This is a genomic window from Enterobacter wuhouensis, from assembly GCF_035835995.1.
GTDB classification, from domain to species: domain Bacteria; phylum Pseudomonadota; class Gammaproteobacteria; order Enterobacterales; family Enterobacteriaceae; genus Enterobacter; species Enterobacter wuhouensis.
In genome coordinates, this window is the sequence record NZ_CP142124.1 from 3,557,429 (window position 1) to 3,577,694 (window position 20,266).

Genomic DNA, 20,266 nt, shown 5'->3' on the forward strand with positions numbered 1-20,266 from the left:
CAAATTTTTTACAATGACTTTAGTTTATTTGGTATATATATTAATGGCTTGAAAAAATTTATTTGACGTCAAATAAACAGGTACGGCTAGTAAATAGTATCCATACCTGATATTAAGAAACCACCTTTAAATACCTATGGCGTAAGCCCTGCCTAAAAAAACGTAAAGAATTACGTTAAATATAGGTTTCTTAAAGATTTAAACTTTACAAATCTGAGAATTAATCTTCATAAATAAGAAGGCTGTAATTTATTTCAGGCAACATGCTTTCTTGAATTTTCGATAGTTAATTGAATCCATTCGTCTACTTCACTTTCAATGAAAGCAACTGCACGAGATCCAATTTTGACTGGTGATGGGAAACGGCCTTTGCTGATTAGATGATAGATCCACGCTTTACCATAACCGGTTCGATTTAGAACCTCTGGTAAACGAATAAGGCGAGTATTGTGCTGATTCATATTTTATTCCTCATTTCAGTTGCGATGGGAATTACTATATAAATGAATCAGCAGGAAAAAGACCGAAGCCGAGAACGCCAGAGCTAATGGAGGTTGGTCTTAGTCAGAATCAGCGATTTTCATCACGTCTGAAACTCTGATCTTTTTTAGGTGGTCGTTTTTGTTGATGAACAGATGAAACTGACGGATGAACGGTATACTCGCGGCCTTCAGAGCAAGGGGTCTGTCCGTATCCCTGATTTGGTGGTTCAGGCGGGTTTGTTCTTCATCATCATCATCCGTGTACAGGAGCCGTGAAAGGCGATCTTCGGATACACGAACTTGGTGCAGGTTTGACCATACCAAGATATCAATAAGGGGTATAAGTCTGTAGTTGATGATTTTCTTAATCGTTCCATAACCAAAGCGAATAGCTTCCGTTACATCTGGTTCTATACCACGCACTTTACGCCATTGAGGAAGTGCAGCTTTGAGTGATTCAGCGATCTCTTCATCTGTCCCGTTTGCTAGGTCAATTTCGACCATGACCGTATCTCTGAACAATTTTGGCAAAACTTCCGATACAGGGCTATCGAGGAATTCTCTGTTAACAGAATACTCATCGCTTCCATCCCAAAAAAACAGTGAGTTCCGTAATCCAACTATGCTGAGTTGAGCCAGTCTTTCGGTTGTCGTCAAAAAGAAGTGCGGGGGCTGGTAAAGAGTATCCTCTCTTGTGAGATAGCCGAGATGCTTTTCTGTGATGAGAAAGGGCTTTCCAGTGAAGATCCTGTCGATGTAGAGCCTTACGGCTTCTGCTTCAAATTCTTCATGATATGGTTTGAAGAACAATGTCCTTGCCAGCAATTCATGGTAGAGGTGTATAAGCGGAAGCTCTTCGAATCCGCGATATGTATCTATATCCAGCCACTTCTTCACCTCTCTCGTATGTTCAACTGACCAGTTTTTCATAACGATCTCCAACAGGCATTAGACTTAATGTATGTAGCAAACGTAATCGACATGTTAAAGGAAGACCAATGAAATGAGTTCAGATGCCATCAGGAAGTTGAACCAAAAGGTTTGATATTTTTTGATACAGTTCGCTAACGGACTATTTTCAGGGGTTTATGCCGTTACGATTTATGGTTCCTTTATAGAACCAAAGGTAAAGTCAGAAACAGCAGTTATCTAGAAAATTCAATCAAATAGATATCTAGTTACAGGGACGCCAGCCCAAAATTCTCCATCGGTGATTACCAGAGTCATCCGATGAAGTCCTGAAAGCCCGCACGGCGCAAGCCCTGCGGGCTTTTTTGTGCCTACCTCACGTTATGCCCCCCGACAAAAGCCTGCTCACAGGCCAGTGCCAGCGTCATCAATGCAGTTTCATCCTCCTGCACTGACATAATCTCCATTCCCACGGGCAATCCTCTTCGGCTCACGCCACACGGCAGCGTTATCGCAGGCAAGCCGCTGATGGCGGCAAGCTCCGGCGCGCAGCCTGGCGGCATCTTCGCCATGCTTTCCGGTAAACGTTGTACGGTGGGATACAAAAATCCGTCGATGTGCTGCAGCTCCGCGGCCTGGTAAAGGTTCTGCCGCAGCCGTCGCTGGAAACGCCGTCCCGCCAGCCAAAGCGGGGTTTTCAACGTGTTATACGTCAGCATCTGCCTGAGAAACGGAGCAAACTCTGGCAGAAACGCACCGGAGTCGACAATGCTCGTCAGTCCAGCAGGCGCACCCGGCTGCTTGCGTAGCCAGTCGTCGATCGCCATGCGAAATTCATACAGGCTTAGGCAGGTCGCCTCTCTGATGTCATTCAGAAACGGTAAAGAGACCTCCACCAGCGTCGCCCCTGCCCGGCGTAGCGTGTGCAGCTCCCTCTGCCACACGGCCAATTGCGCTTCATCCTCACCCTGTAAGGCAGCAATCACACCAAAGCGAACGCCTTTGAGTGAACGGGCAGGAAGAGGAACCGGGGGCAGGCCGTGGATGATGGCGTGCAGCAAGGCGGCATCTTCAACGCGATGGACCATTGGGCCCACGGTATCTTTGCTGGGTGAGAGCGGCGCAACGCCGTCCAGCTGCGAACGACGAAAGGCGGGGCGCAGCCCCACCAGCCCGGTATAGCTACAGGGAATACGGATTGAACCGCCGGTATCCGTACCCAGCGCGCCGTCGGCCATGCCGGCCGCAACCGCAGCGGCGCATCCTCCGCTGGAGCCTCCGGCGGTAACCGACGGACAAAGTGGGTTAGCCACATCACCGCCCAGTGAACTTCGCGAGCGCACGTCGAACGCAAACTCGGACATATTGGCTCGGGCAAGAATAATCGCTCCCGCCCCGCGCAGCCGCTGCACGACCCGCGCGTCCGATGTTGCCTGCAGGGAACCCAGCGCGCGACAGCCCAGGGTAACGGGCATCGGCGCGCAGGCGATATTATCTTTGATAATTAACGGAACGCCGTGCAAAGGGCCGATACGTTCACCGCGTCGACGCTGCTTCTGATACGCCTCCGCCAGGGTCATCGCATCGGGATTAACACCGAGAATGGCGTTAAGCGCACGGTGCTGTTCTATGGCTTCGAGGCGGCGGGCAATCTCTTCCGGACAGTCGTCTGGCGGTATCAGGCGCTTCATCATCTCAGTTTCCAGGTGTTGAAAGCCGGGCAGGATGCTGCCCGGCCTCGTGTTTAGTCCCGCATACCGGTGGTAATCGCGTCAATCTCCTGCGGACGCAGTCGAATTTCTGCCGCCCGTCGGTGCCCCTGCATCCCCTCAGTGCGGCTCTGGCGGATCGCCGGTTCTGCAATCGCCGGGATGCCCTGCTCATCAATCCACTGATGGGTACAGATTTTGACATACGCCCCCACCCACAGGCCGCCGGTATAGCGGGCTGCCGCCATCGTCGGTAGCGTATGGTTGGTGCCGCAGCATTTATCAGAGAACACCACGCTGGCGTTCTGACCGATAAACAGCGAGCCATAGTTGCGGATCTTCGCCGCCGTGGCGTGCGGATCGCGGGTATGTACCTGCAGGTGTTCCGTCGCCATATGGTCGGCAAAGGCGATAAGCTGCGCTTCATCTTCGCAGAGCACGATCTCGCCCTGCCGGCGCCACGCCTCGCCCGCCGTCGCTGCCGTCGGCAGGCTGGCTAACTGACGCTCAACCTCCGCCAGCGTACGCTCGGCGATATCCCGGCTGGTCGTCGCCAGGCCGACGCGCGTGTGCACGTCGTGTTCTGCCTGGGCCAGCATATCGGCGGCCAGAATGCGCGGATCGGCGCTGTCGTCGGCGAGGGTGAAAATCTCGCTTGGTCCGGCGAGGGCATCAATGCCGACTTTCCCAAACGCCTGACGTTTCGCTTCATTAACGAAGGCATTGCCCGGCCCGACGATTTTATCCACCGACGGAATGCTTTCCGTTCCCCAGGCCATGGCCGCGATGGCCTGCGCGCCGCCCACTTTAAAAATGCGATGCGCCCCCGCCAGATGGCAAACCGCAATCATCGACGGATGTGCCCCCGGCGGCAGGCAGGCAATAATTTGTTCGCAGCCCGCAACGGTCGCCGGAACGATGGACATCACCGGCGCGGAGAGTATGGGATAACGGCCACCCGGCACGTAGCAGCCCACGGTCTGCACCGGGATGATCCGGTGCCCCAGATGCACGCCGGGCAGCGTCTCGACCTCCAGGGGCTGCATGGTCGCCAGCTGCGCCTGCGCAAAGCGCCGCACCTGGTTAATGGCAAACTCGCTGTCGCGGCGCGTCTGGGCGTCCATCCCCTCCAGCGCTTCGGCGATCTCCTGCCCGCTCACTTCAAACTGCGCCGGCACGACGTTATCAAACTGCTGCGAATACGCTCTGAGGGCCGCGTCGCCTTCGCTTCTCACGCGTTCGATAATGGCGCTGACCTTCTCCGTCAGGGAACGATCGGCCTGCGCATCCTGCCCCTGCGGGCGCTTGATCCAAATCACCTGTTCGATCATTTACGCATCCTCCATCTGGCCGAGCTTGATTTGCGCCAGCAGCGCCAGGTGGTCGTAAACCACCCATTCATCGACAATTTTCCCGTTAAGGATGTGGTAGTGCGACATACCCATCACGAACAATCGCTCCCCGGTCGGCTTGCCCAGCTCGCCATAGCCCAGGTGGTGCCCCTCGATGATCCAGCGAACCGCCACCTTAACGCCGCCTTCGTCGCACGGGTTGGAACAAATATGCTGAGGCAGCCACGCGCCGTCGGGGATCATTCCCACCAGCGCCAGCGTCTGGTGCGTTACTGCCGCAGTGCCGTACAGCTCTTTCATCAGCGGGCCATGCCACTGCACGTTCGGCGCGTACACTTCTTTGATCTTGCCGAACATTCGGCGGTTGTAGATCTCGTGCAGCCAGCGCAGGCACTGCTCTTCCGTATCGGTGTGCGCTATAGAAACATCGCACTCCATCTCCGGCGGATATTGCCCCAGCATGCGGCCGTTTTCGCCGATATCCATCACGCGGAAGCCTTTATCAAACTGCTCTTTTGCCATATTAAACGCGATTTGATCGGTGTTCAGGCCAAGCTGTTTCATCAGCGACATGTTGTCGCTCACGACCCACTCCCGGTAAATTTTATTCTCGTGGATCATGCAATCCGCCACGGTACGGGTTACAAAGGTGCGGTTTGTCGGCTTGCCTAAATGACTGTGCTGGGTATGCCGCCCGCTTCCCGTTACCAGGTGAGAGGTATAAAAACCATCCACATCATTCCCGTTCCAGATAACCTGGGTTGCCATTCCACGACGCTCCGGGAAGGCAATTAAGCGCTGCAGCGTATCCTGGACCACCTGCTCGCGGTTATATAATGTTCCCAGCGCGTTATACAGCACGCAGTTATGGGTGTAGTGAGAATAAATTAATCCGACGTCGCGCTCGTCCCATATTTTATGTGTACAGCGAACGATGTAATCGACAATATCGGTATAGCAATCATCAAAGCCTCTTAATGATTGCACGCGCGGACGTTTCTCCGGTACCAGATCGACAAAATCGCGGCGTTCCACCTGTAATACGGGCTCATCTTTCAGCGCTTTTACGCTACTTTTTTCGGGTACGGCTGGTGCTTTATTTGTTGCTTCTGTTGAAGACATATAAACTCCTGCTCTATTTTCAGACAATAAGAACCCGCACCCGTAAGTGAGGGTGAATTTAACGCGGATATTATTTGCAGCCGGAATAAGGGGGGCTGCCGCCCCGTTAATTAAATATTTGCGACCAAATCGCTAACTCATCGATTCCCAGATATTCACGGAAAATTAAACCGTCACGCAATTCAAGCTGGGTGATACCGGTGATAGAAACGGGTTTACGCGTGGGCGCGCCAAACTTGCCGTAGCCGTCATGCCAGGTTAACAACGACCAGCGCAGTGAGATCCGAATCGGCTCATTAGGATCCTTACGCACAATCAGATGATGAAGCTGCGTTTCGCTGTCGGCAAAGGAGGCGCGGTAGCCGGAAAGCTGTGCGGCGATGTCCTGTTCACCGGTACAGACGCAGTGTCCCGGCGCGTAAAGCGTCGCCGCCGGATGGTATAAACCGGGCACCACGCCGCTATTACCGCCCGCCCACATCGTCAGGTAGCGTTCAACCACGCCCGCCAGCGCGCCCTCCACGTCATCCCCCTCAGGACCGCCCGCCCAGCGGGCATCCAGCGTCTCGGCAGAAACAGACTCCAGCCCAAGCTGCTGGCGCATGGTCGCCAGGTTAAAGGCAAACTCACGGATATCCAGCCCCAGCTGCGCCACAATGGCGGCGCGATCCTGCAGCAGCCACTCCTGGCGTATGGCACCGTCGACGCAGATGCGGTCGGCCCACGTGCGTACCCAGACGTTCTTCCCGGTCGGCGGACCGAAAAAGCCCTCTCCCAGGTGCTGAATGCGGGCAACGGTACGCTGCGCCGCATAGTACTCGTCCCCCGGATTCTGGCTGCACAGAATGTCCTCCGTCAGCACAGACCGCTGCGGGAAGCTGTGCATGGCCTCGAGTGTGAGGCGCATAAACTGGGAGAGCTCATGCAGCTGTTTCTCCGGGGTAATGAAAACAACCGGCGTGGCGTAAAAATCGGCCAGCTGGCCAATATCCTTCTGCTCCCATACCACGTGCGTCAGCGTCAAAATGAACTGCTGGATGGAGTCGAACTGAGGGCTGAAGCCCCGCAATCGGGTCATTTGAGCTCCTTAGACTGAAATAGCGATAAGCCGTTGTTTTCGATAATGCCGCTACGCGGGCGACGGGCTGAGTGGCGTATAACCAGCGTGCCAGGCACCGTAATCTGTTCAGGCTCTATGGTTCCGCTTTCAATTTGCTTCATGAGCAGCTCGACCGTGGCATCGACCATCGCCCCCACCGGCTGTGATGCAGACGTCAACGCGTAGGAAGGCCAGCCCGAAGGGCCGATATCGTCGTAGCCGACAACAGAAACCTCCTCGGGGATCCGCAAACCAAACTCATAGCGCGCCACGTCCATCACCGTTACGGCCATATGGTCGTTGGCGACGAAGACCGCATCCGGCGCTGGCGACGCCGAAAACAGGGCGTAGGCCGCGCGGGTCGTTTGCTGAACATCGTAATTCCCGTGCACCACCTGCACATCGGTGATGCCGTGTTCTTCCAGCGTGGAGATAAACCCGCGCTGTCGGGCAATATTGACCGGCGAATCCGCCACGCCACCCACGTAGGCGAAACGCTTGTGCTCACCCGCCAGCAGAAATTCAGCTATCTGACGCGCCGCCGCTTCGTTGTTGCTGTTAACGCTGGAGGCCATTCCGCTCTCTTCGCTGCGGTTAAACAGCACCACCGGTATCCCGGCGGCAAGGCACTCCTCAGATAGCTCCAGCGACAGCGTGACGGATGCCAGCACAATACCGTCCACCCGGTACTGCATGATCTGGTCAAAAATCCGGTCGACGTTGCCTTCGCGATCGCCGACAAACAGCAGCAGGTGATAGTTCAGCGTATCCAGCTTCTGCGCCAGCGCCTCCAGCACCTGCGAGTAAAAGGGATTATCAAAGTAAGAAATCACCACGCCGATAATGCGCGAACGCGCCGTGTTGAGCGATCGGGCTATCGCATTCGGGCGATAGCCCAGCTCGCGCGCCGCCTGCAGCACTTTTTCACGCGTCGCCGGTGAAATGCTGGCCCCCGGCGTGAACGTTCGCGATACCGCAGACTGCGATACCCCCGCAAGCTGCGCGACCTGTTGGGATGTGACTGCTGCAAAAGTCTTACGTTTCATTACCCCTGATTCCTTATCAACGTCTTACCCACTATGCCCTGCTCCAGACGCCTCAGCCAGTGGGTGTTTTTTATACTTACACCACCTTTGCATGCGTATGCAACACAAAAAATCAAATTTCTCACAACAAGATCCAGATCACTTTACAAACACGAAACCTTTTCGTAACTTCAAATCTTGAATACGTATGCAAAGCGTTTCATACCGTCAATGGTACCGGAGAGAACAGGAGTCGCCCAAAGGATTGAACCGGTAAACGTCGTACTTGGCTGGTTGTAACCCATTACTTTTTAAGAGGTTCAAAACCATGTTTCGAGCACTGTTACGCCGTCGGGAAGCCCGGCTCTTTTTCATCATCAGCATCCTGTTCTTTATCTGCATTCACAGCATTGATGCCTTTCTGGCACCGATGATGATCAACCAGGGCATCGAGCCCCAGATCATGGGTATCATCATGGGCGCATCCGGGCTGGCTACCCTTCTCATTCGCTTCCCGCTAGGCATCATTTCCGATGTCGTGAAGAGCCGCAGGATCTTTATCCAGATTGGTCTGCTGCTGCCGATTATCGCCTGGCCGATTGCCTGGCTCGAGCCAAACGCCATCACGCTGTATATGGCAAAAGCGGCCGACGGCGTTACGGCGGCGTCCTGGGTGCTGTACAACATCCTGTTCATGCGCTATTTCGATCGCAGCGAAGCCCCTGCCGCCGTCGCGCTGCTGGCGCTGGCTGGCCCCATCGGCGTATTTCTCGGCAACTGCATTGGCGCGGTGCTGATTCACTATTTCGCCAACAACATCTCCTTCTTCGTCTCCTGCATCTCTGCGCTGGTTGCATTGATTCTGACGACCCGCATTCAGGACGTTCACGACCCGGTGCAGGCGCCCACGCTTAAGGCCTGCATCACCGGCGCGCGCCAGCAGCTGGCCGACCGCTCCGTCTGGCTGATCGGCATCCTGGCGACCATCGTGATCCTGGTGCCCTTCGCCACCCGCGATACGCTGACGCCGGTCTACGCCGAGCAGCTTGGCGCCCGGGCGGGCATCCTCGCCCTGCTCGGTAACATTCATCTTCTGTTTTACGGGCTGGCCATCGCCCTGTGCAGCTCGGTGTTTTATCAGCGCCTCGGTCTGGTTAAAACCGCCGTGCTCGGCATCGTTCTTCAGGTGATTTCCACCTTCGGCATCCCCTTCACCAGCAATATCTACGTCATTTATCTGTGGCAGGCGCTGGCTGGATTCTCGTTCGGCATGGCCTTTGCCGCGTTTATGTCGCTCAGCGTGGTAAATACCACCTCCGATGAACAATCCACGCGGATGGGCTTATTCCAGACCATTTATTCCTGCGGTATGTTTGTCGGGCCGGTAATGATGGGCGTCATGATGCAACATATTAACCTGTCGTCCGGTTATTTATTAATTGCCGCCCTGTCCGTTATTGCCGCCATTGCCACGCCGCTGTCCGCCCGCTGGGTATATGCCCGCAAGGCGCAAACATCTTCCCGCGAATTAAAAAACGGGGCTTACGCCGCCGCGCCGGATCAATAGCACATCTGAAGTAAATACCCTATCCCGGTTCGCCGGGAGGGCAACTGACATCTTAATAAGGTAAGGAGAAGCGTGTGTCCTGGAAATTAAAAAGCGGTAAATCCACCGAAGAGCGCCAGCAGGCCAATCAGCAAATAAGAGAAACGGTTGAGCACATACTCGCCGATATTGAAAAGCGTGGGAATAAAGCCATCCGCGAATTATCGATAAAGTTCGATCGCTATGACCGCCAGGATTATCGCCTGACGCCTGCGGAAATCGATCGCTGTATTAAACGGCTAAGCCGCCAGGATATTCAGGATATTGAATTTGCCCAGCAGCAGGTGGCGAATTTTGCCCGGGCACAGAAGGAATGTCTACGGGACCTGGAAATTGAGACGCGCCCGGGCGTGATCCTCGGCCATAAAAATATCCCGATTAACGCCGTAGGGTGTTATGTGCCGGGCGGGAAGTATCCGCTGCTGGCGTCAGCGCATATGTCGATCATCACGGCCAGCGTGGCGGGCTGTTCCCGCATAATCAGCTGCGCGCCACCGTTTAACGGTGAACCCGCACCGGCAATTGTCACGGCGCAAAAAATGGCGGGGGCCACGGAAATCTATGCCCTGGGCGGCATTCAGGCGATTGGGGCGATGGCGTTAGGCACGGACTCCCTTGCGCCGGTGGATATGCTGGTAGGGCCGGGAAATGCCTTCGTTGCGGAAGCAAAACGCCAGCTGTTTGGGCGGGTGGGCATCGACCTGTTTGCCGGGCCGACGGAAACGCTGGTGATCGCGGATGACACCGTTGATGCAGAAATATGCGCCACGGACCTGCTGGGCCAGGCCGAACACGGCGTGACCACACCCGCGATCCTGCTGACCAATTCGCTGACGCTGGCCCAAGAGACGCTGCGCGAAATCGAGCGCCTGCTGGAAAAGCTGCCGACCGCCGACATCGCCCGCCAGTCGTGGCAGGACTACGGCGAAATCATCGTGTGCGACAGCTACGAAGAGATGCTGCTGGAGGCGGATCGCATTGCGTCCGAGCACGTGCAGGTGATGACCGACCGGGACGACTGGTTCCTGGCGAACCTGACCAACTACGGTGCGCTGTTCCTTGGCCCGCGTACCAACGTTGCCTATGGCGATAAGGTCATAGGAACCAACCACACGCTGCCTACGCAAAAAGCCGCGCGCTACACCGGCGGCCTGTGGGTCGGCAAATTTATGAAAACCTGCACCTTCCAGAAGGTGCTCAGTGACGAAGCTACCGCTGAAATCGGCAGCTATTGCTCGCGCCTGTCGCTGCTGGAAGGGTTCGCCGGACACGCCGAGCAGGCCAATATTCGCGTGCGTCGTTACGGCCAGACGGATGTTCCCTACGCCACGCCGGCTCCGGTCAGGGAAAAGGTGTAATTCATGACGCTTGTGCAAACGCCCTCTTTCTCTTTACACGGCAAGCGCGCGCTGGTCACCGGCGGGTCCAGAGGAATTGGCTTCGCCGCTGCGGTTGCCCTCGCCCAGGCGGGCGCAGAGGTATGGATAGCCGCCCGGGATGGTGAGGCGCTGGCGCATGCCGCTAGCCTGGCCGCGGAGCACCAGCTGTCACTCCACCCGGTAACGCTGGATATTACCGACGCCGACCAGACGGAACGCATCCTGTCGACCCTGCCGGATCTCGACATTCTGGTGAACAGCGCCGGGCTGGCCCGCCACCAGCCGTTTCTGGAGGTAAAGGAGGGAGATTTCGATGCGGTGATGGCGCTTAACCTGCGCGCCACCTTTTTTGTCAGCCAGCGCGTGGCGCGGCGCATGAAGGCAGGCGGTATTGCGGGATCGATTATTCACATTTCATCGCAGATGGGGCACGTAGGCGGCCCCGCGCGGAGCGTGTACTGCGCCTCCAAGTTTGCGCTGGAGGGGTTAACCCGAACGATGGCGCTTGAGCTGGGCGACGCCGGGATCCGGGTCAACACGCTTTGCCCAACCTTCATCGAAACCGATCTGTCGCGATCGGCGCTTGAAGACCCCGCGTTTCGCCGCTACGTGCTGGATAACATCAAGCTGCGCCGCCTGGGCAGGCTAGAGGACATTATGGGGCCGGTGGTGTTCCTTGCCTCCGAGGCCGCCGGGATGATCACCGGCAGCGCGCTGATGGTAGACGGCGGCTGGACGGCAACGTGAGGCTCGCAATGGAACAGGCTTTGTTGGATAACACCGACCTGCCGCTGGTGCTGCTCGGCGGTACGCTGTGTAACGCCCGGCTCTGGCAGCCCGTGATTGCGCGGCTAAACGTTGCGGCGACAGTGTGCGTCACGCTAGCGGGAGCGGGAACCGCGCAGCAGGCGTCACAGCGGCTGCTGAACGTGCTGCCGCCACGCTTTTTGCTGGCCGGTTTTTCACTTGGAGCCATCGTCGCGCTGCAAATGGCCGCCGACGCGCCGGACAGGATCGGCGGCCTCGCGCTGCTCTCCGCCAATCCCCTTGTCGATCCGCCGGAAAATGCCGCGCCGCGCCGGGAAGCGGTGCGTACCGCTCAGGCGCAGGGCATTACCGACTGGCTGATGTCGACCCTGTGGCCGCGCTACGTGGCGCCAGAACGCCTGGACGATCGCGCCCTGCAGGCGGTCATCTGCCGGATGGCGCAGGAGTGCGGTATCACGACCTTCGCAGAGCATACGGAAATCGCCATTCACCGGCAGGACAACCGCGCGGCGCTCGCCGCCCTCGCCTGCCCGATAGCCCTTCTCAACGGCGCGCAGGACGTTATCTGCACGCCCCATCATCACCACTTACTGGCCGCCAGCGCCGGGAATGCGGAATGGCATACGGTGGAGGCCAGCGGGCATTTTATTCCGCTGGAAGCGCCGGATGACGTCGCCCCACCGCTGCGCCAGTGGATTACGGAGTGCATACAGTGCGCAAAAACAGACTAAAGACCGCGTTTCGGGAAAATACGCCCATCATTAACGGCTGGCTGGCAATCCCCTCCGGCTACAGCGCGGAGATTATCGGCCATCAGGGCTACGACGCCGTGACCGTCGATCTCCAGCACGGCATGATTGATTTCGCCAGCGCGCTAACGATGCTTCAGGCGCTGTCGGCCACGCCTGCCGTCCCGCTCGTCCGGGTGGCCGATAACAACCCGGCGCAAATCATGCGCGTCCTGGACGCCGGGGCGTACGGTGCGATCTGCCCGATGATCTCCAGCGCCGAGCAGGCTCGCCGCTTTGTCGCCGCCTGCCGCTATCCACCGCTGGGCGTTCGTTCTTTTGGCCCGGCACGCGGGCTGCTCTACGGCGGCAGCGACTATCCGCAGCACGCCAACGACGAAATTCTGACGCTGGCGATGATCGAAACCCGCGAAGGACTGGCAAACCTCGACGCTATTCTCGATACCGACGGGCTGGACGGCGTGTTTATTGGTCCCAACGATCTCTCGCTAACGCTGACGGGCAGCGCCAGCGCGGAATCACGGCACCCGGAGATGCTTGCAGCCGTTAATAAGGTGATTGAACGCTGTCACAAGCATCAAAAGATGGCCGGGATTTTCTGCACCTCCGGGGCGGCGGCCGCAGAGCGTATTGCCCAGGGGTTCCATTTTGTCACGCCGGCAAACGATGTGATGCAGCTGGGCCGCGCCTCGCGTGAAGCCATTGCCCTCGCGCGCGGCAACGCCATCCCCGCGACCGGCGCATCCGGTTATTAAAAGGAGAACACATGAAAACTATCCATCTTACTGAAAGCCAGGCCAGAAGCCGGTTAATCGCCCCTGACGATATGGTCTCCTGCAATCTTGCCTTTATTGACTGCAGGCTGCCGGGCTCGAATCTGAAGCAGAACTATTCGTTCATCGGCCCCGGCGTTACGCAGTCCACGGAGCAGGTCGTGAATATCCCCGAGCCGCACGGTTTCAACATCGGCGCGGCGGCCATGCCGAAGGGCGTGACCAACAACCTCCATCTTCACTTCACGGCGGAGGTGTTTCTGATCCACGAAGGGACGTGGCGTTTTCGCTGGGGCGCGCGTGGGGAACATGAAGCAGAATTCAGCGCCCCCGCGATCCTCTCCATTCCGACCTGGATCTTCCGGGGGTTTACCAACGTGAGTAAAGCGGATACCAGCGGCATGGTGTTTACCGTTTTGGGGGGCGACAACACGGGCGGGATTATCTGGCATCCGTCGGTGCTGGCGGCGGCGGGCGAATATGGGATGTATTTGAGCAAGGATAATATGCTGATTACGCAAGAGGCAGGGGACCCGCAGCCTGACCCTTCAACGCTGCTGACGCCGCTGTCGGAGGAGTATATTGCCGGGCTACGTGATTATAGCGTTGAAGAGATGCGCAGGCGCGCGGTGACCGGCGATGAACGCTGCTGGTCATCGCGGGGGCTGCTGGACTCGGTGCTGCCGGGACACGGCGGCGAGATCGCGCCGGTTATCGGTTTTGGCATTTCACAGGACAGGGACGCGTCCCCGGCCATGACCGACCCACACGGCTTTTCCGTCGAGTGGCTACGGCTCGCCGACGATTGCATCGTGGGCCGACATGTCTGCCCCGATACCCAGGTGATTATGGTCTTTAAGGGCCAGCTGGAGGTCACATGGAACGAGGCGGGCAAAGAGGTCAGCATCATCGCCCCTGAACGTTCGGTGATCTCCATTCCGGCAAACAGCTGGCGGCGCTACCGCGCGGCAGGCGGTAACACCGAGTTCATTCTCACCACCCGAGGCGATGGCCGTAAACGCCTGTACTGGGATGAAGAGGTTCTGCTGCAGGCAAAAGCGCACAACCGCTGCCTCGATCCGGATGGCTACGTCGCCGATGCCGATATCTTGCCCGTTACGGCACGTCGGGCGGGTGCAAAACTGGAAAAATGGCAAGCGGAAGCCTGACGTTATGCCGCTATCGGTATCCCAGATGGCGGCGGTAATATTCAGGCCAGACAGTCTACCGCCTGGAAGAAGAGATCTTCCGTCATGATGGCATTCTCTTTTACGCTCTGACGTTCGCGCCGGATAAACCAGCCCGTTTCCGGCGCCATGCTCAGGTAAAATACCTGGCTGAAGCCCGGTGCCGTGGCCTGCATTACCACGCGCCCCGTCTCCGTTTCGCAGCAGAACTGTTCAGGCGTAATGCTGACGCTACGATCGCCATTCTGTAGCCGAATAGCGGTAATGTCGTAACGGCATATGCCGCTGCTGAGGCTGTAGCCGATTGTGCTCAGGTCATGGATATGCTTTGTCGATAAAATAACCTCGATGCTGCTTTCCGCAAACCACTGGCTGATTTGCTGCGCCAGCGCATCCATCCGCAGACGAAATAGCCGGATTTCAGCCTCAACGGAATTCTTCCCCGGTGGCGTTCTGTCATTATTTTGCTGCACTTTCTTAAAAAAACGTTCTCTGGCTGACACGTTGTCGTCCCTGTTAATTTTTCGCACTCGGTCGCGCGGATTCAGTCTGATATTCACCTTCCGGCCATTTCTGTTTCATCAGGGCGTAACGGGCAATCAGCTGCTGCAGATGCTGTTCCACCAGATTCTGCGCCGCCGCCGGCCACACCTGCCCTTCCGGAACAGCCGCCATTTGACGCAGCTGTTCCTCCAGCGGAACGGTACGGCTAAACGACTGTGAAAGAGTAAACACGGCTGATTTCAGCTCGCTCACGGTCATGTACTTTCCCTTTTGCTCATCAAGGGCGTTAAGCCGGTTCGCCAGCTGCTGCAGCTGCGTCATCCCCTGATGCCAGCCGTTCAGATTGTCCTCGGGAAGCGCTGCGATCGTTATCTGCTGCTGCCACTGCTGCACCAGCGGTTTCGCCTGCTCCGGCCACAGCGTCAGCGCCTGCTTCAGCAGTTCATCCCCCCTGGCGATGGCCCAGTCAGGTTTTAGCTGTACAAGCCGCGCGAGCTGCTGCCGCGTCTGCTTAATACCCATCTCAGATGAAGGAGAGGACTTCCTGAAAGATTGGAGCTGTTCAGCTGACAGCGCAGTCGGCAACGGCGCAAACGATGCCGCAAACTGCGCCTGCGCCGGGTCTGGTTTATGTGTTATCTGCCATCCCCAGACCGTCACGCCGGACAGCACCAGCATGGTCAGCATTCCGGCGGCAAACGGCCTCCACGGCTTCACGGGTGCAGACGACGGTTCTATCATCACCTGCACGTGCGGCTGAGGCTCAGGCTGGGCGATATAGACCCATTTCACATGCTCTGTCGGTTCGTTGCTGCCGATCTCTGTCCGGGTCGGGGCAACGCCCGGCAGGCTCACGCCCGTGTTTTCGCTGTTTTCCAGCCTCACCGCCGCGTTATGCATAAGATTTCGCAGGGGATCAAGCTGGCTGGCGTGTTTCAGCTCCAGACGCTGCAGCACGTCGCCCAGCGCATTCAGATAAGCTTCGGCCTGGTACAGCTGGCTAAGGTCGGCATAGCTCAGCGTCAGGGTACGCATTACCTGCTGTAAGCGCTTGCTGAGCCCGCTTAAGATCTCCATCCGGGCATGCACCGGCTGCGGCCACACACTCCCCCACTGTCGAGAGAGAAGCGCATCCAGAATCGCCAGGCCTTCATTCATGCCGTACAAACCGGACAGATGCGTGCGGGCAAGGGTATACCAGGCCGCAGTTTGCAGCTCCACCCCGTTGTGCTCGAACAGTGAGAGGCAGAGCGTTTCCGCGTGCTGCCAGTTAACATCCGGGCGAGCCGGATGCGTCAGCTTGCTCATTTCATCGCGAAGCGCGGCGTAATCCGCAAGCGTGCGCGGGTCGCCGCCGGTTTTGAGGGAACGTGTGTTTACCAAATGCATAACGCTGTCCTTGCTAAATTTTAAACGCTAAAAATATGAATTTTTATCCATATAATTCTGCTGCTTCAGATGGCGGAGCAGGACTTTGCCCTCTGGCATAAACTCGGTGCCATAGTGGACCAATCCAACCCCCTTCAACTCGGCATCAATCGTATACCTCAATTCACCAGGGATCTGCTGCTCCAACAAAGTCACATTCATTGACTGCAATCGGGGTTCATATTTTAGTAGAACGCTTGAGAGCGTCTCAATCAATTGATGTGCAGTTCCAGGCATACCCTGAAGGATTTTTGTCATGTCCGGTAAACCATAATCTGGTAAGTGTGAAATAGCATCAGCACGAGAATTGAGGATACGCTGTATATTATCCAAAACTGATAAAATGACCTGTTCCTCTTCACTTACGTGATCGATCGGAAGATCTCCTGAAAAGTTACCCATTAGCGTTTCATATAAGGATGGATGTTTATAACTCATTATATTCCTTTGAGTTTTTCGTCAATGTGAAAGTCGAGATTTCATTTAATTATATGTTTTTTGCACCCCGTCTCTGCATAATCAATTCGGGAGCCGAATTAAACCTTTCCAGCGAAGAATCAAACTCTCATCTTATAGCCATATTTATTTACTCTTCATCTCTTTTAATAAATGTTATCGTCAGGGATCGGAGTAACCAGTATAGTAGCCTGATCGATGGGTCTGATATTGCTGCCCGCATGCGACGAAATGTCGCTGTTTTCCGGCCTTTCCGGCGTCCAGGTTATCAACGGGCCATCAACACCGTGAGCCGGGGTTAACTCATAACGGTTATTTTTTTCAACCCATTTCATTCAGCCGTGCGCACACCTTCATACGGCATACCTTAACCCGTATGGACCCCGTAGACCCGCATGTTACCCTGTTCATCATGCCGCCAGAAGCATCTCACACGGGTCGTGGTTTTTGCTCCGGTCAGCGCTTTCTGCCAAAGCTTTTCCTCGAACCAGAATTCATCTCGCCCTGAAACATTGGCGCTGCCTTCACCTGCAGAAGGGACATACAGCGCGGCATCCCTATCCAGCGCCTCGCCCAGCTCAATGACGCGGGCTTTATCCGGGTCGAGGTTGTCATGGGTCAGGACCAGGCGCCAGCGGTTATCCTGCATATCCGGACGGTTAAACAGTCCCACCACCGCTACAAACTGTGCATCCTCCTCCATTGGCACATGGCATCACCAGCAGTGCTTTTGACGCCAAGACATCGTCCTTAAGTACCGTATCAGCCTTGCGCAACAGCGTCTGGTAATCGGCGGCATCAACCGCTTTGCGATCCCTGAACTGCCAGACCTCACCATCAATTACAGTCTGCGAACAGGTTTAACACTAGAAAGAGGGCGCTAACAAATTTTACGTAGAGAATTTCGGATAACGGAGGTGAATAATGTTGTATATATTTTAACTATTGGCGACATTCCAGAAATTGAATGGTATCAACCGAGAAATTACTCCGTCCGAGATAATCTTTTCTTTCATCCTCCCTTAAACACTTCCAAAACGGTTCCCAATATACATCCCACCAGAACGCCATCTCTCCTTGCAGACTACCATAATTACCAAAATTCTTATCAGGAAATACAATTTCTGGCCCTGGAGGTTCAAAACCTGCCTCACAAAGACATTTAACAAATTCATTATCATTTGTGATAACCCTTACTATATCCTGCCCAAACTCACTAAACTTATAAAAAATGAGAATTTTATCATGATCTGCAACCTTCTTTTTTTTCTCATTTATATTTATTTTTTTATGAAAATGTAATTCGATTAGATTCTCAATGATGGATTGATCTTCAGGTTTTATCATAAATCGTGCTGAATGAGCATATATCTTATGCTTCTCTAGAGACAAAAACATTGGATAAAAAGATCTCCTCTTTGGTAAATCACTAAATTGTGCAATAGGGAAATCATCCTGGAATTGACTTTTTTTTCTAAATAAATTAAATGATTTAATTTTCATCAATATAATCCGCCACCCAATCTGCGCCAAAGTAGCCTGCTGTTCCAAATATAATCCCGCCAACAAGTCCTGTCAGCATCGCCCCTGGGCCAGTCTCAATGCCAACCGCCGCACCTGCTACTGTACCTATTTTTGCTCCAGCAACAGCCATCCCCCATCACATGCTCTGCTACAGTGTAGGAAGCAGAAAAGTCCTTCGGAATTAAACCATATCGTTCCGGATTAGTTTCTGGAAGTAGTTTCGCTTCTGTTAAATCCATATTTGAAAGATATGGATCAGAATTTGAAGAATATATTTTTCTAACCAAGAAACCGTCTTTACCTGGTTCATCAACAATGGTAAAAAAGAACGCCCGAGCGGGCATTAATAAACCCGTTATATCATATGTTGAGTATGGAGTTTCATTGGTTAAAGCTGATCCTTCAGTCATTTACCACTTCTCCAGAGCATGAACACCTAAATCCAGATGCAGCATTTTAATTTTTTTGTAGAAGAGGGATTTCGTGATGCTGACCGTACCGTCCGTGACAGTCTGAGTCAGAGCGCAGCCAGCGAGCGCTGAACAAAATACCGAAAGCAGGTATGCCTGAAAGCGTGCGTATTGCCTGAAAACACAACTAGTTATGGGGATACTTACCCGAAATCTGATTTATTAATTCTATAAAACCAATGCATTAATGAACCGTACAATAAATCCTTTGGATTTTAATATGTAAAAGTCATCATCATGAGCATTACTATTGAAAATATTTTCATTCTGATGGAATAAATCATTTTCAAAGCCATGCCCGATAACAAACATTAATATAATATATATGGCTTGTATCTTTGGCCTGGTATTATCATGTTTGAATTTTTTAGTACCCCGCTCTATCAGGGCATTTGTTTTGTCTAGGCCCAAGAAATCGTACTTCTGAGGGTAAACATCAATTAATAATTTATGCATACTTTCTATGAAATTAATTCTATGTATGTTTGAGAACATCTCAACTTCTAACCGGCCAAGAAAGTTTTTTGCATATTTGCCATCTTCCCCAATGACATTCTCGATATAGATGCTAGATTTTTCATGAAGAGATAAAGATATTTCTAATTGATTTTTCGTCGGAAATTGATCTGGCTCAAAACTAAAATCTGAGTACATTGGATCAGTTTCAAACTCAGAACCTAGCGTAATAGCCATATCGAAGTAGAGCTGAAGGGGACCACGTTGAGTAACCTTTGATCTCCCTGCCGTCTCAATTAGTTTTGCAATATTAGTTCTTAATTTTTTTCATGCAGTGAATCATATATCAACGGAAAGATAGATTTGCAATGCTTCACTAGTTCACTAGCATAAGAATTAGATGAGTACGAATTTAGCAATGAGAGTTGGTCAGCGTTTATCTTCATTTAGGTTACTTCCTTTTAAAACTAATTTTGACAATGAAATAAAGTCACCAATTTCATCTTTCTTATCATCATATATTTTTGTTCTAATCTTGAAATCAGCATCAACATTGAGGTTTCCATCATTTATAAATTGTGAAATATCTCTATCCAAAAGAGTCCAGGTAAATTCAATATTCCCACCTTCAGGGATGTAAGTCATTTTTTTCTTTAAATCCCAACTAACTAGATTTGGCTTGAGTGGCATGCTCTTTTTATTGTCACGATCAGTTAATTTGATACTGGGTCCAGTTCTCTTAATATATTCCAAAGGAATATAGTAACCTTTGGAATATAAATTCTGAAATCTCACAGTGACTGGAATTTCACTCTGATTATTGTATGTACATTCTTTCTGACCGCTGCAACTAACACTAATAGTAAAAAAAATGTTATCTTTCATTTTTGGGGCCTCTGCTAAAGAAATTGATGTGTATAAAGAAGTTAATAAACTTAGAATTATACTATATCGCATCTTATTCTCCTTCCTAAACCAGCTTCATGAAAAATCTCATTCGCTTCAATAGCTATAATCCATCCATGTCTTTTCAGAATAATAGTATTCCCATATGCAGCCATAATTGTTGAAGCTGGATCACTTGGATCTCCTCCATTATAAGGAATAGAAATTGGTGAATCAAGAGACCCATCCGGTTTATAGTAAACTACTTGATCATTCTCTTCTGCGTCAGGAGTGTATCCATATTCATCAGGTAACCCATAGCAATGACCGAATTCGTGGGCATATGTCCATGGACCTGTATTTTTCGATACATCGAGGACATT

Annotated in this window: 20 protein-coding genes and 3 pseudogenes; 6 read left to right on the top strand and 17 right to left on the bottom strand. The window is 53.5% G+C overall.

From position 1 onward, the window contains the following. Positions 1 to 254 precede the first annotated feature (254 nt). The 7 genes from VPX56_RS16955 to VPX56_RS16985 form a co-directional block, all read right to left on the bottom strand. Positions 255 to 461: a helix-turn-helix transcriptional regulator gene (locus VPX56_RS16955; RefSeq protein WP_149543129.1), complete on the bottom strand. Its 207-nt coding sequence runs from the start codon at positions 459 to 461 to the stop codon at positions 255 to 257. 99 nt (positions 462 to 560) lie between these two features. Then, positions 561 to 1,412, bottom strand: a complete 852-nt coding sequence (locus VPX56_RS16960; RefSeq protein ID WP_326467820.1) for a DUF6387 family protein — start codon at positions 1,410 to 1,412, stop codon at positions 561 to 563. A 350-nt stretch (positions 1,413 to 1,762) separates the two neighbouring features. Further along, entirely contained in the window at positions 1,763 to 3,082 is a 1,320-nt protein-coding gene (locus VPX56_RS16965; protein WP_326472095.1) for an amidase, read from the bottom strand. Between the two features lie 53 nt (positions 3,083 to 3,135). Then, positions 3,136 to 4,431 carry a histidinol dehydrogenase gene (gene hisD, locus VPX56_RS16970; RefSeq protein ID WP_131636004.1) on the bottom strand — a complete coding sequence of 432 codons (1,296 nt, stop codon included), beginning with the start codon at positions 4,429 to 4,431 and terminating at the stop codon, positions 3,136 to 3,138. Next, positions 4,432 to 5,574, bottom strand: coding sequence for a nuclear transport factor 2 family protein (locus tag VPX56_RS16975; protein ID WP_131636003.1), 1,143 nt, complete (start codon positions 5,572 to 5,574; stop codon positions 4,432 to 4,434). It abuts the gene before it with no gap. A 106-nt stretch (positions 5,575 to 5,680) separates the two neighbouring features. Continuing rightward, complete coding sequence (locus tag VPX56_RS16980; RefSeq protein WP_263611576.1) at positions 5,681 to 6,652, bottom strand: nuclear transport factor 2 family protein; 972 nt, start codon at positions 6,650 to 6,652, stop codon at positions 5,681 to 5,683. Further along, entirely contained in the window at positions 6,649 to 7,719 is a 1,071-nt protein-coding gene (locus tag VPX56_RS16985) for a LacI family DNA-binding transcriptional regulator (RefSeq protein ID WP_326467825.1), read from the bottom strand. Before VPX56_RS16985 ends, VPX56_RS16980 begins: the two co-directional genes overlap by 4 nt. A gap of 307 nt (positions 7,720 to 8,026) precedes the next feature. Between VPX56_RS16985 and VPX56_RS16990 the strand changes: the two genes are divergently transcribed. The 6 genes from VPX56_RS16990 (at position 8,027) to VPX56_RS17015 (ending at position 14,142) form a co-directional block, all read left to right on the top strand. Continuing rightward, on the top strand, positions 8,027 to 9,265 hold the full coding sequence (locus tag VPX56_RS16990) for an MFS transporter (RefSeq protein ID WP_326467827.1): 1,239 nt from the start codon (positions 8,027 to 8,029) through the stop codon (positions 9,263 to 9,265). A 74-nt stretch (positions 9,266 to 9,339) separates the two neighbouring features. Next, a complete protein-coding gene (hisD, locus tag VPX56_RS16995; protein WP_326467829.1) occupies positions 9,340 to 10,662 on the top strand; it encodes a histidinol dehydrogenase in 1,323 nt (440 codons plus the stop codon). A gap of 3 nt (positions 10,663 to 10,665) precedes the next feature. After that, on the top strand, positions 10,666 to 11,430 hold the full coding sequence (locus VPX56_RS17000; RefSeq protein WP_326467831.1) for an SDR family NAD(P)-dependent oxidoreductase: 765 nt from the start codon (positions 10,666 to 10,668) through the stop codon (positions 11,428 to 11,430). 8 nt (positions 11,431 to 11,438) lie between these two features. Then, positions 11,439 to 12,182 (top strand): alpha/beta fold hydrolase, encoded by a 744-nt coding sequence (locus VPX56_RS17005; RefSeq protein WP_326467833.1) that lies wholly within the window; start codon positions 11,439 to 11,441, stop codon positions 12,180 to 12,182. Next, positions 12,164 to 12,955, top strand: coding sequence for an HpcH/HpaI aldolase family protein (locus VPX56_RS17010; RefSeq protein ID WP_326467835.1), 792 nt, complete (start codon positions 12,164 to 12,166; stop codon positions 12,953 to 12,955). The genes VPX56_RS17005 and VPX56_RS17010 overlap by 19 nt, the downstream gene beginning before the upstream one ends. Before the next feature lie 11 nt (positions 12,956 to 12,966). Further along, entirely contained in the window at positions 12,967 to 14,142 is a 1,176-nt protein-coding gene (locus VPX56_RS17015; protein WP_326467837.1) for a cupin domain-containing protein, read from the top strand. Positions 14,143 to 14,183: 41 nt separating this feature from the next. Here VPX56_RS17015 and VPX56_RS17020 read toward each other — a convergent pair whose 3' ends face one another. The 10 genes and pseudogenes from VPX56_RS17020 to VPX56_RS17065 all read right to left on the bottom strand — a co-directional run bounded on the left by VPX56_RS17020 (position 14,184) and on the right by VPX56_RS17065 (position 19,883). Beyond that, entirely contained in the window at positions 14,184 to 14,663 is a 480-nt protein-coding gene (locus tag VPX56_RS17020) for a hypothetical protein (RefSeq protein ID WP_326467838.1), read from the bottom strand. A 13-nt stretch (positions 14,664 to 14,676) separates the two neighbouring features. Further along, entirely contained in the window at positions 14,677 to 16,053 is a 1,377-nt protein-coding gene (locus VPX56_RS17025) for a VasL domain-containing protein (RefSeq protein WP_326467839.1), read from the bottom strand. A 27-nt stretch (positions 16,054 to 16,080) separates the two neighbouring features. Further along, positions 16,081 to 16,530 (bottom strand): type VI secretion system baseplate subunit TssE, encoded by a 450-nt coding sequence (tssE, locus tag VPX56_RS17030; RefSeq protein WP_131635992.1) that lies wholly within the window; start codon positions 16,528 to 16,530, stop codon positions 16,081 to 16,083. A gap of 179 nt (positions 16,531 to 16,709) precedes the next feature. After that, positions 16,710 to 17,101: pseudogene (locus VPX56_RS17035) on the bottom strand (S-type pyocin domain-containing protein); the annotation flags it as partial. A 15-nt stretch (positions 17,102 to 17,116) separates the two neighbouring features. Next, positions 17,117 to 17,378, bottom strand: a pseudogene (locus tag VPX56_RS17040) (type VI secretion lipoprotein TssJ); the annotation flags it as partial. A 112-nt stretch (positions 17,379 to 17,490) separates the two neighbouring features. After that, entirely contained in the window at positions 17,491 to 18,099 is a 609-nt protein-coding gene (locus VPX56_RS17045) for a hypothetical protein (protein ID WP_326467841.1), read from the bottom strand. A gap of 47 nt (positions 18,100 to 18,146) precedes the next feature. After that, positions 18,147 to 18,482, bottom strand: coding sequence for a hypothetical protein (locus tag VPX56_RS17050; RefSeq protein WP_326467843.1), 336 nt, complete (start codon positions 18,480 to 18,482; stop codon positions 18,147 to 18,149). A gap of 30 nt (positions 18,483 to 18,512) precedes the next feature. Next, positions 18,513 to 18,632 (bottom strand): annotated as a pseudogene (locus VPX56_RS17055) (type VI secretion system lipoprotein TssJ); the annotation flags it as partial. A gap of 78 nt (positions 18,633 to 18,710) precedes the next feature. After that, positions 18,711 to 19,235 carry a hypothetical protein gene (locus tag VPX56_RS17060; protein WP_326467845.1) on the bottom strand — a complete coding sequence of 175 codons (525 nt, stop codon included), beginning with the start codon at positions 19,233 to 19,235 and terminating at the stop codon, positions 18,711 to 18,713. Positions 19,236 to 19,427: 192 nt separating this feature from the next. Beyond that, complete coding sequence (locus tag VPX56_RS17065) at positions 19,428 to 19,883, bottom strand: hypothetical protein (protein ID WP_131635989.1); 456 nt, start codon at positions 19,881 to 19,883, stop codon at positions 19,428 to 19,430. Positions 19,884 to 20,266: the final 383 nt, after the last annotated feature.

Bases quoted from the DNA above. Each gene is read 5' to 3' on its own strand.
- VPX56_RS16955 (WP_149543129.1), bottom strand. From the start codon at position 461: ATGAATCAGCACAATACTCGCCTTATTCGTTTACCAGAGGTTCTAAAT.
- VPX56_RS16960 (WP_326467820.1), bottom strand. From the start codon at position 1,412: ATGAAAAACTGGTCAGTTGAACATACGAGAGAGGTGAAGAAGTGGCTG.
- VPX56_RS16965 (WP_326472095.1), bottom strand. From the start codon at position 3,082: ATGAAGCGCCTGATACCGCCAGACGACTGTCCGGAAGAGATTGCCCGC.
- hisD (WP_131636004.1), bottom strand. From the start codon at position 4,431: ATGATCGAACAGGTGATTTGGATCAAGCGCCCGCAGGGGCAGGATGCG.
- VPX56_RS16975 (WP_131636003.1), bottom strand. From the start codon at position 5,574: ATGTCTTCAACAGAAGCAACAAATAAAGCACCAGCCGTACCCGAAAAA.
- VPX56_RS16980 (WP_263611576.1), bottom strand. From the start codon at position 6,652: ATGACCCGATTGCGGGGCTTCAGCCCTCAGTTCGACTCCATCCAGCAG.
- VPX56_RS16985 (WP_326467825.1), bottom strand. From the start codon at position 7,719: ATGAAACGTAAGACTTTTGCAGCAGTCACATCCCAACAGGTCGCGCAG.
- VPX56_RS16990 (WP_326467827.1), top strand. From the start codon at position 8,027: ATGTTTCGAGCACTGTTACGCCGTCGGGAAGCCCGGCTCTTTTTCATC.
- VPX56_RS17000 (WP_326467831.1), top strand. From the start codon at position 10,666: ATGACGCTTGTGCAAACGCCCTCTTTCTCTTTACACGGCAAGCGCGCG.
- VPX56_RS17005 (WP_326467833.1), top strand. From the start codon at position 11,439: ATGGAACAGGCTTTGTTGGATAACACCGACCTGCCGCTGGTGCTGCTC.
- VPX56_RS17015 (WP_326467837.1), top strand. From the start codon at position 12,967: ATGAAAACTATCCATCTTACTGAAAGCCAGGCCAGAAGCCGGTTAATC.
- VPX56_RS17025 (WP_326467839.1), bottom strand. From the start codon at position 16,053: ATGCATTTGGTAAACACACGTTCCCTCAAAACCGGCGGCGACCCGCGC.
- tssE (WP_131635992.1), bottom strand. From the start codon at position 16,530: ATGAGTTATAAACATCCATCCTTATATGAAACGCTAATGGGTAACTTT.
- VPX56_RS17050 (WP_326467843.1), bottom strand. From the start codon at position 18,482: ATGACTGAAGGATCAGCTTTAACCAATGAAACTCCATACTCAACATAT.
- VPX56_RS17060 (WP_326467845.1), bottom strand. From the start codon at position 19,235: ATGGCTATTACGCTAGGTTCTGAGTTTGAAACTGATCCAATGTACTCA.
- VPX56_RS17065 (WP_131635989.1), bottom strand. From the start codon at position 19,883: ATGAAAGATAACATTTTTTTTACTATTAGTGTTAGTTGCAGCGGTCAG.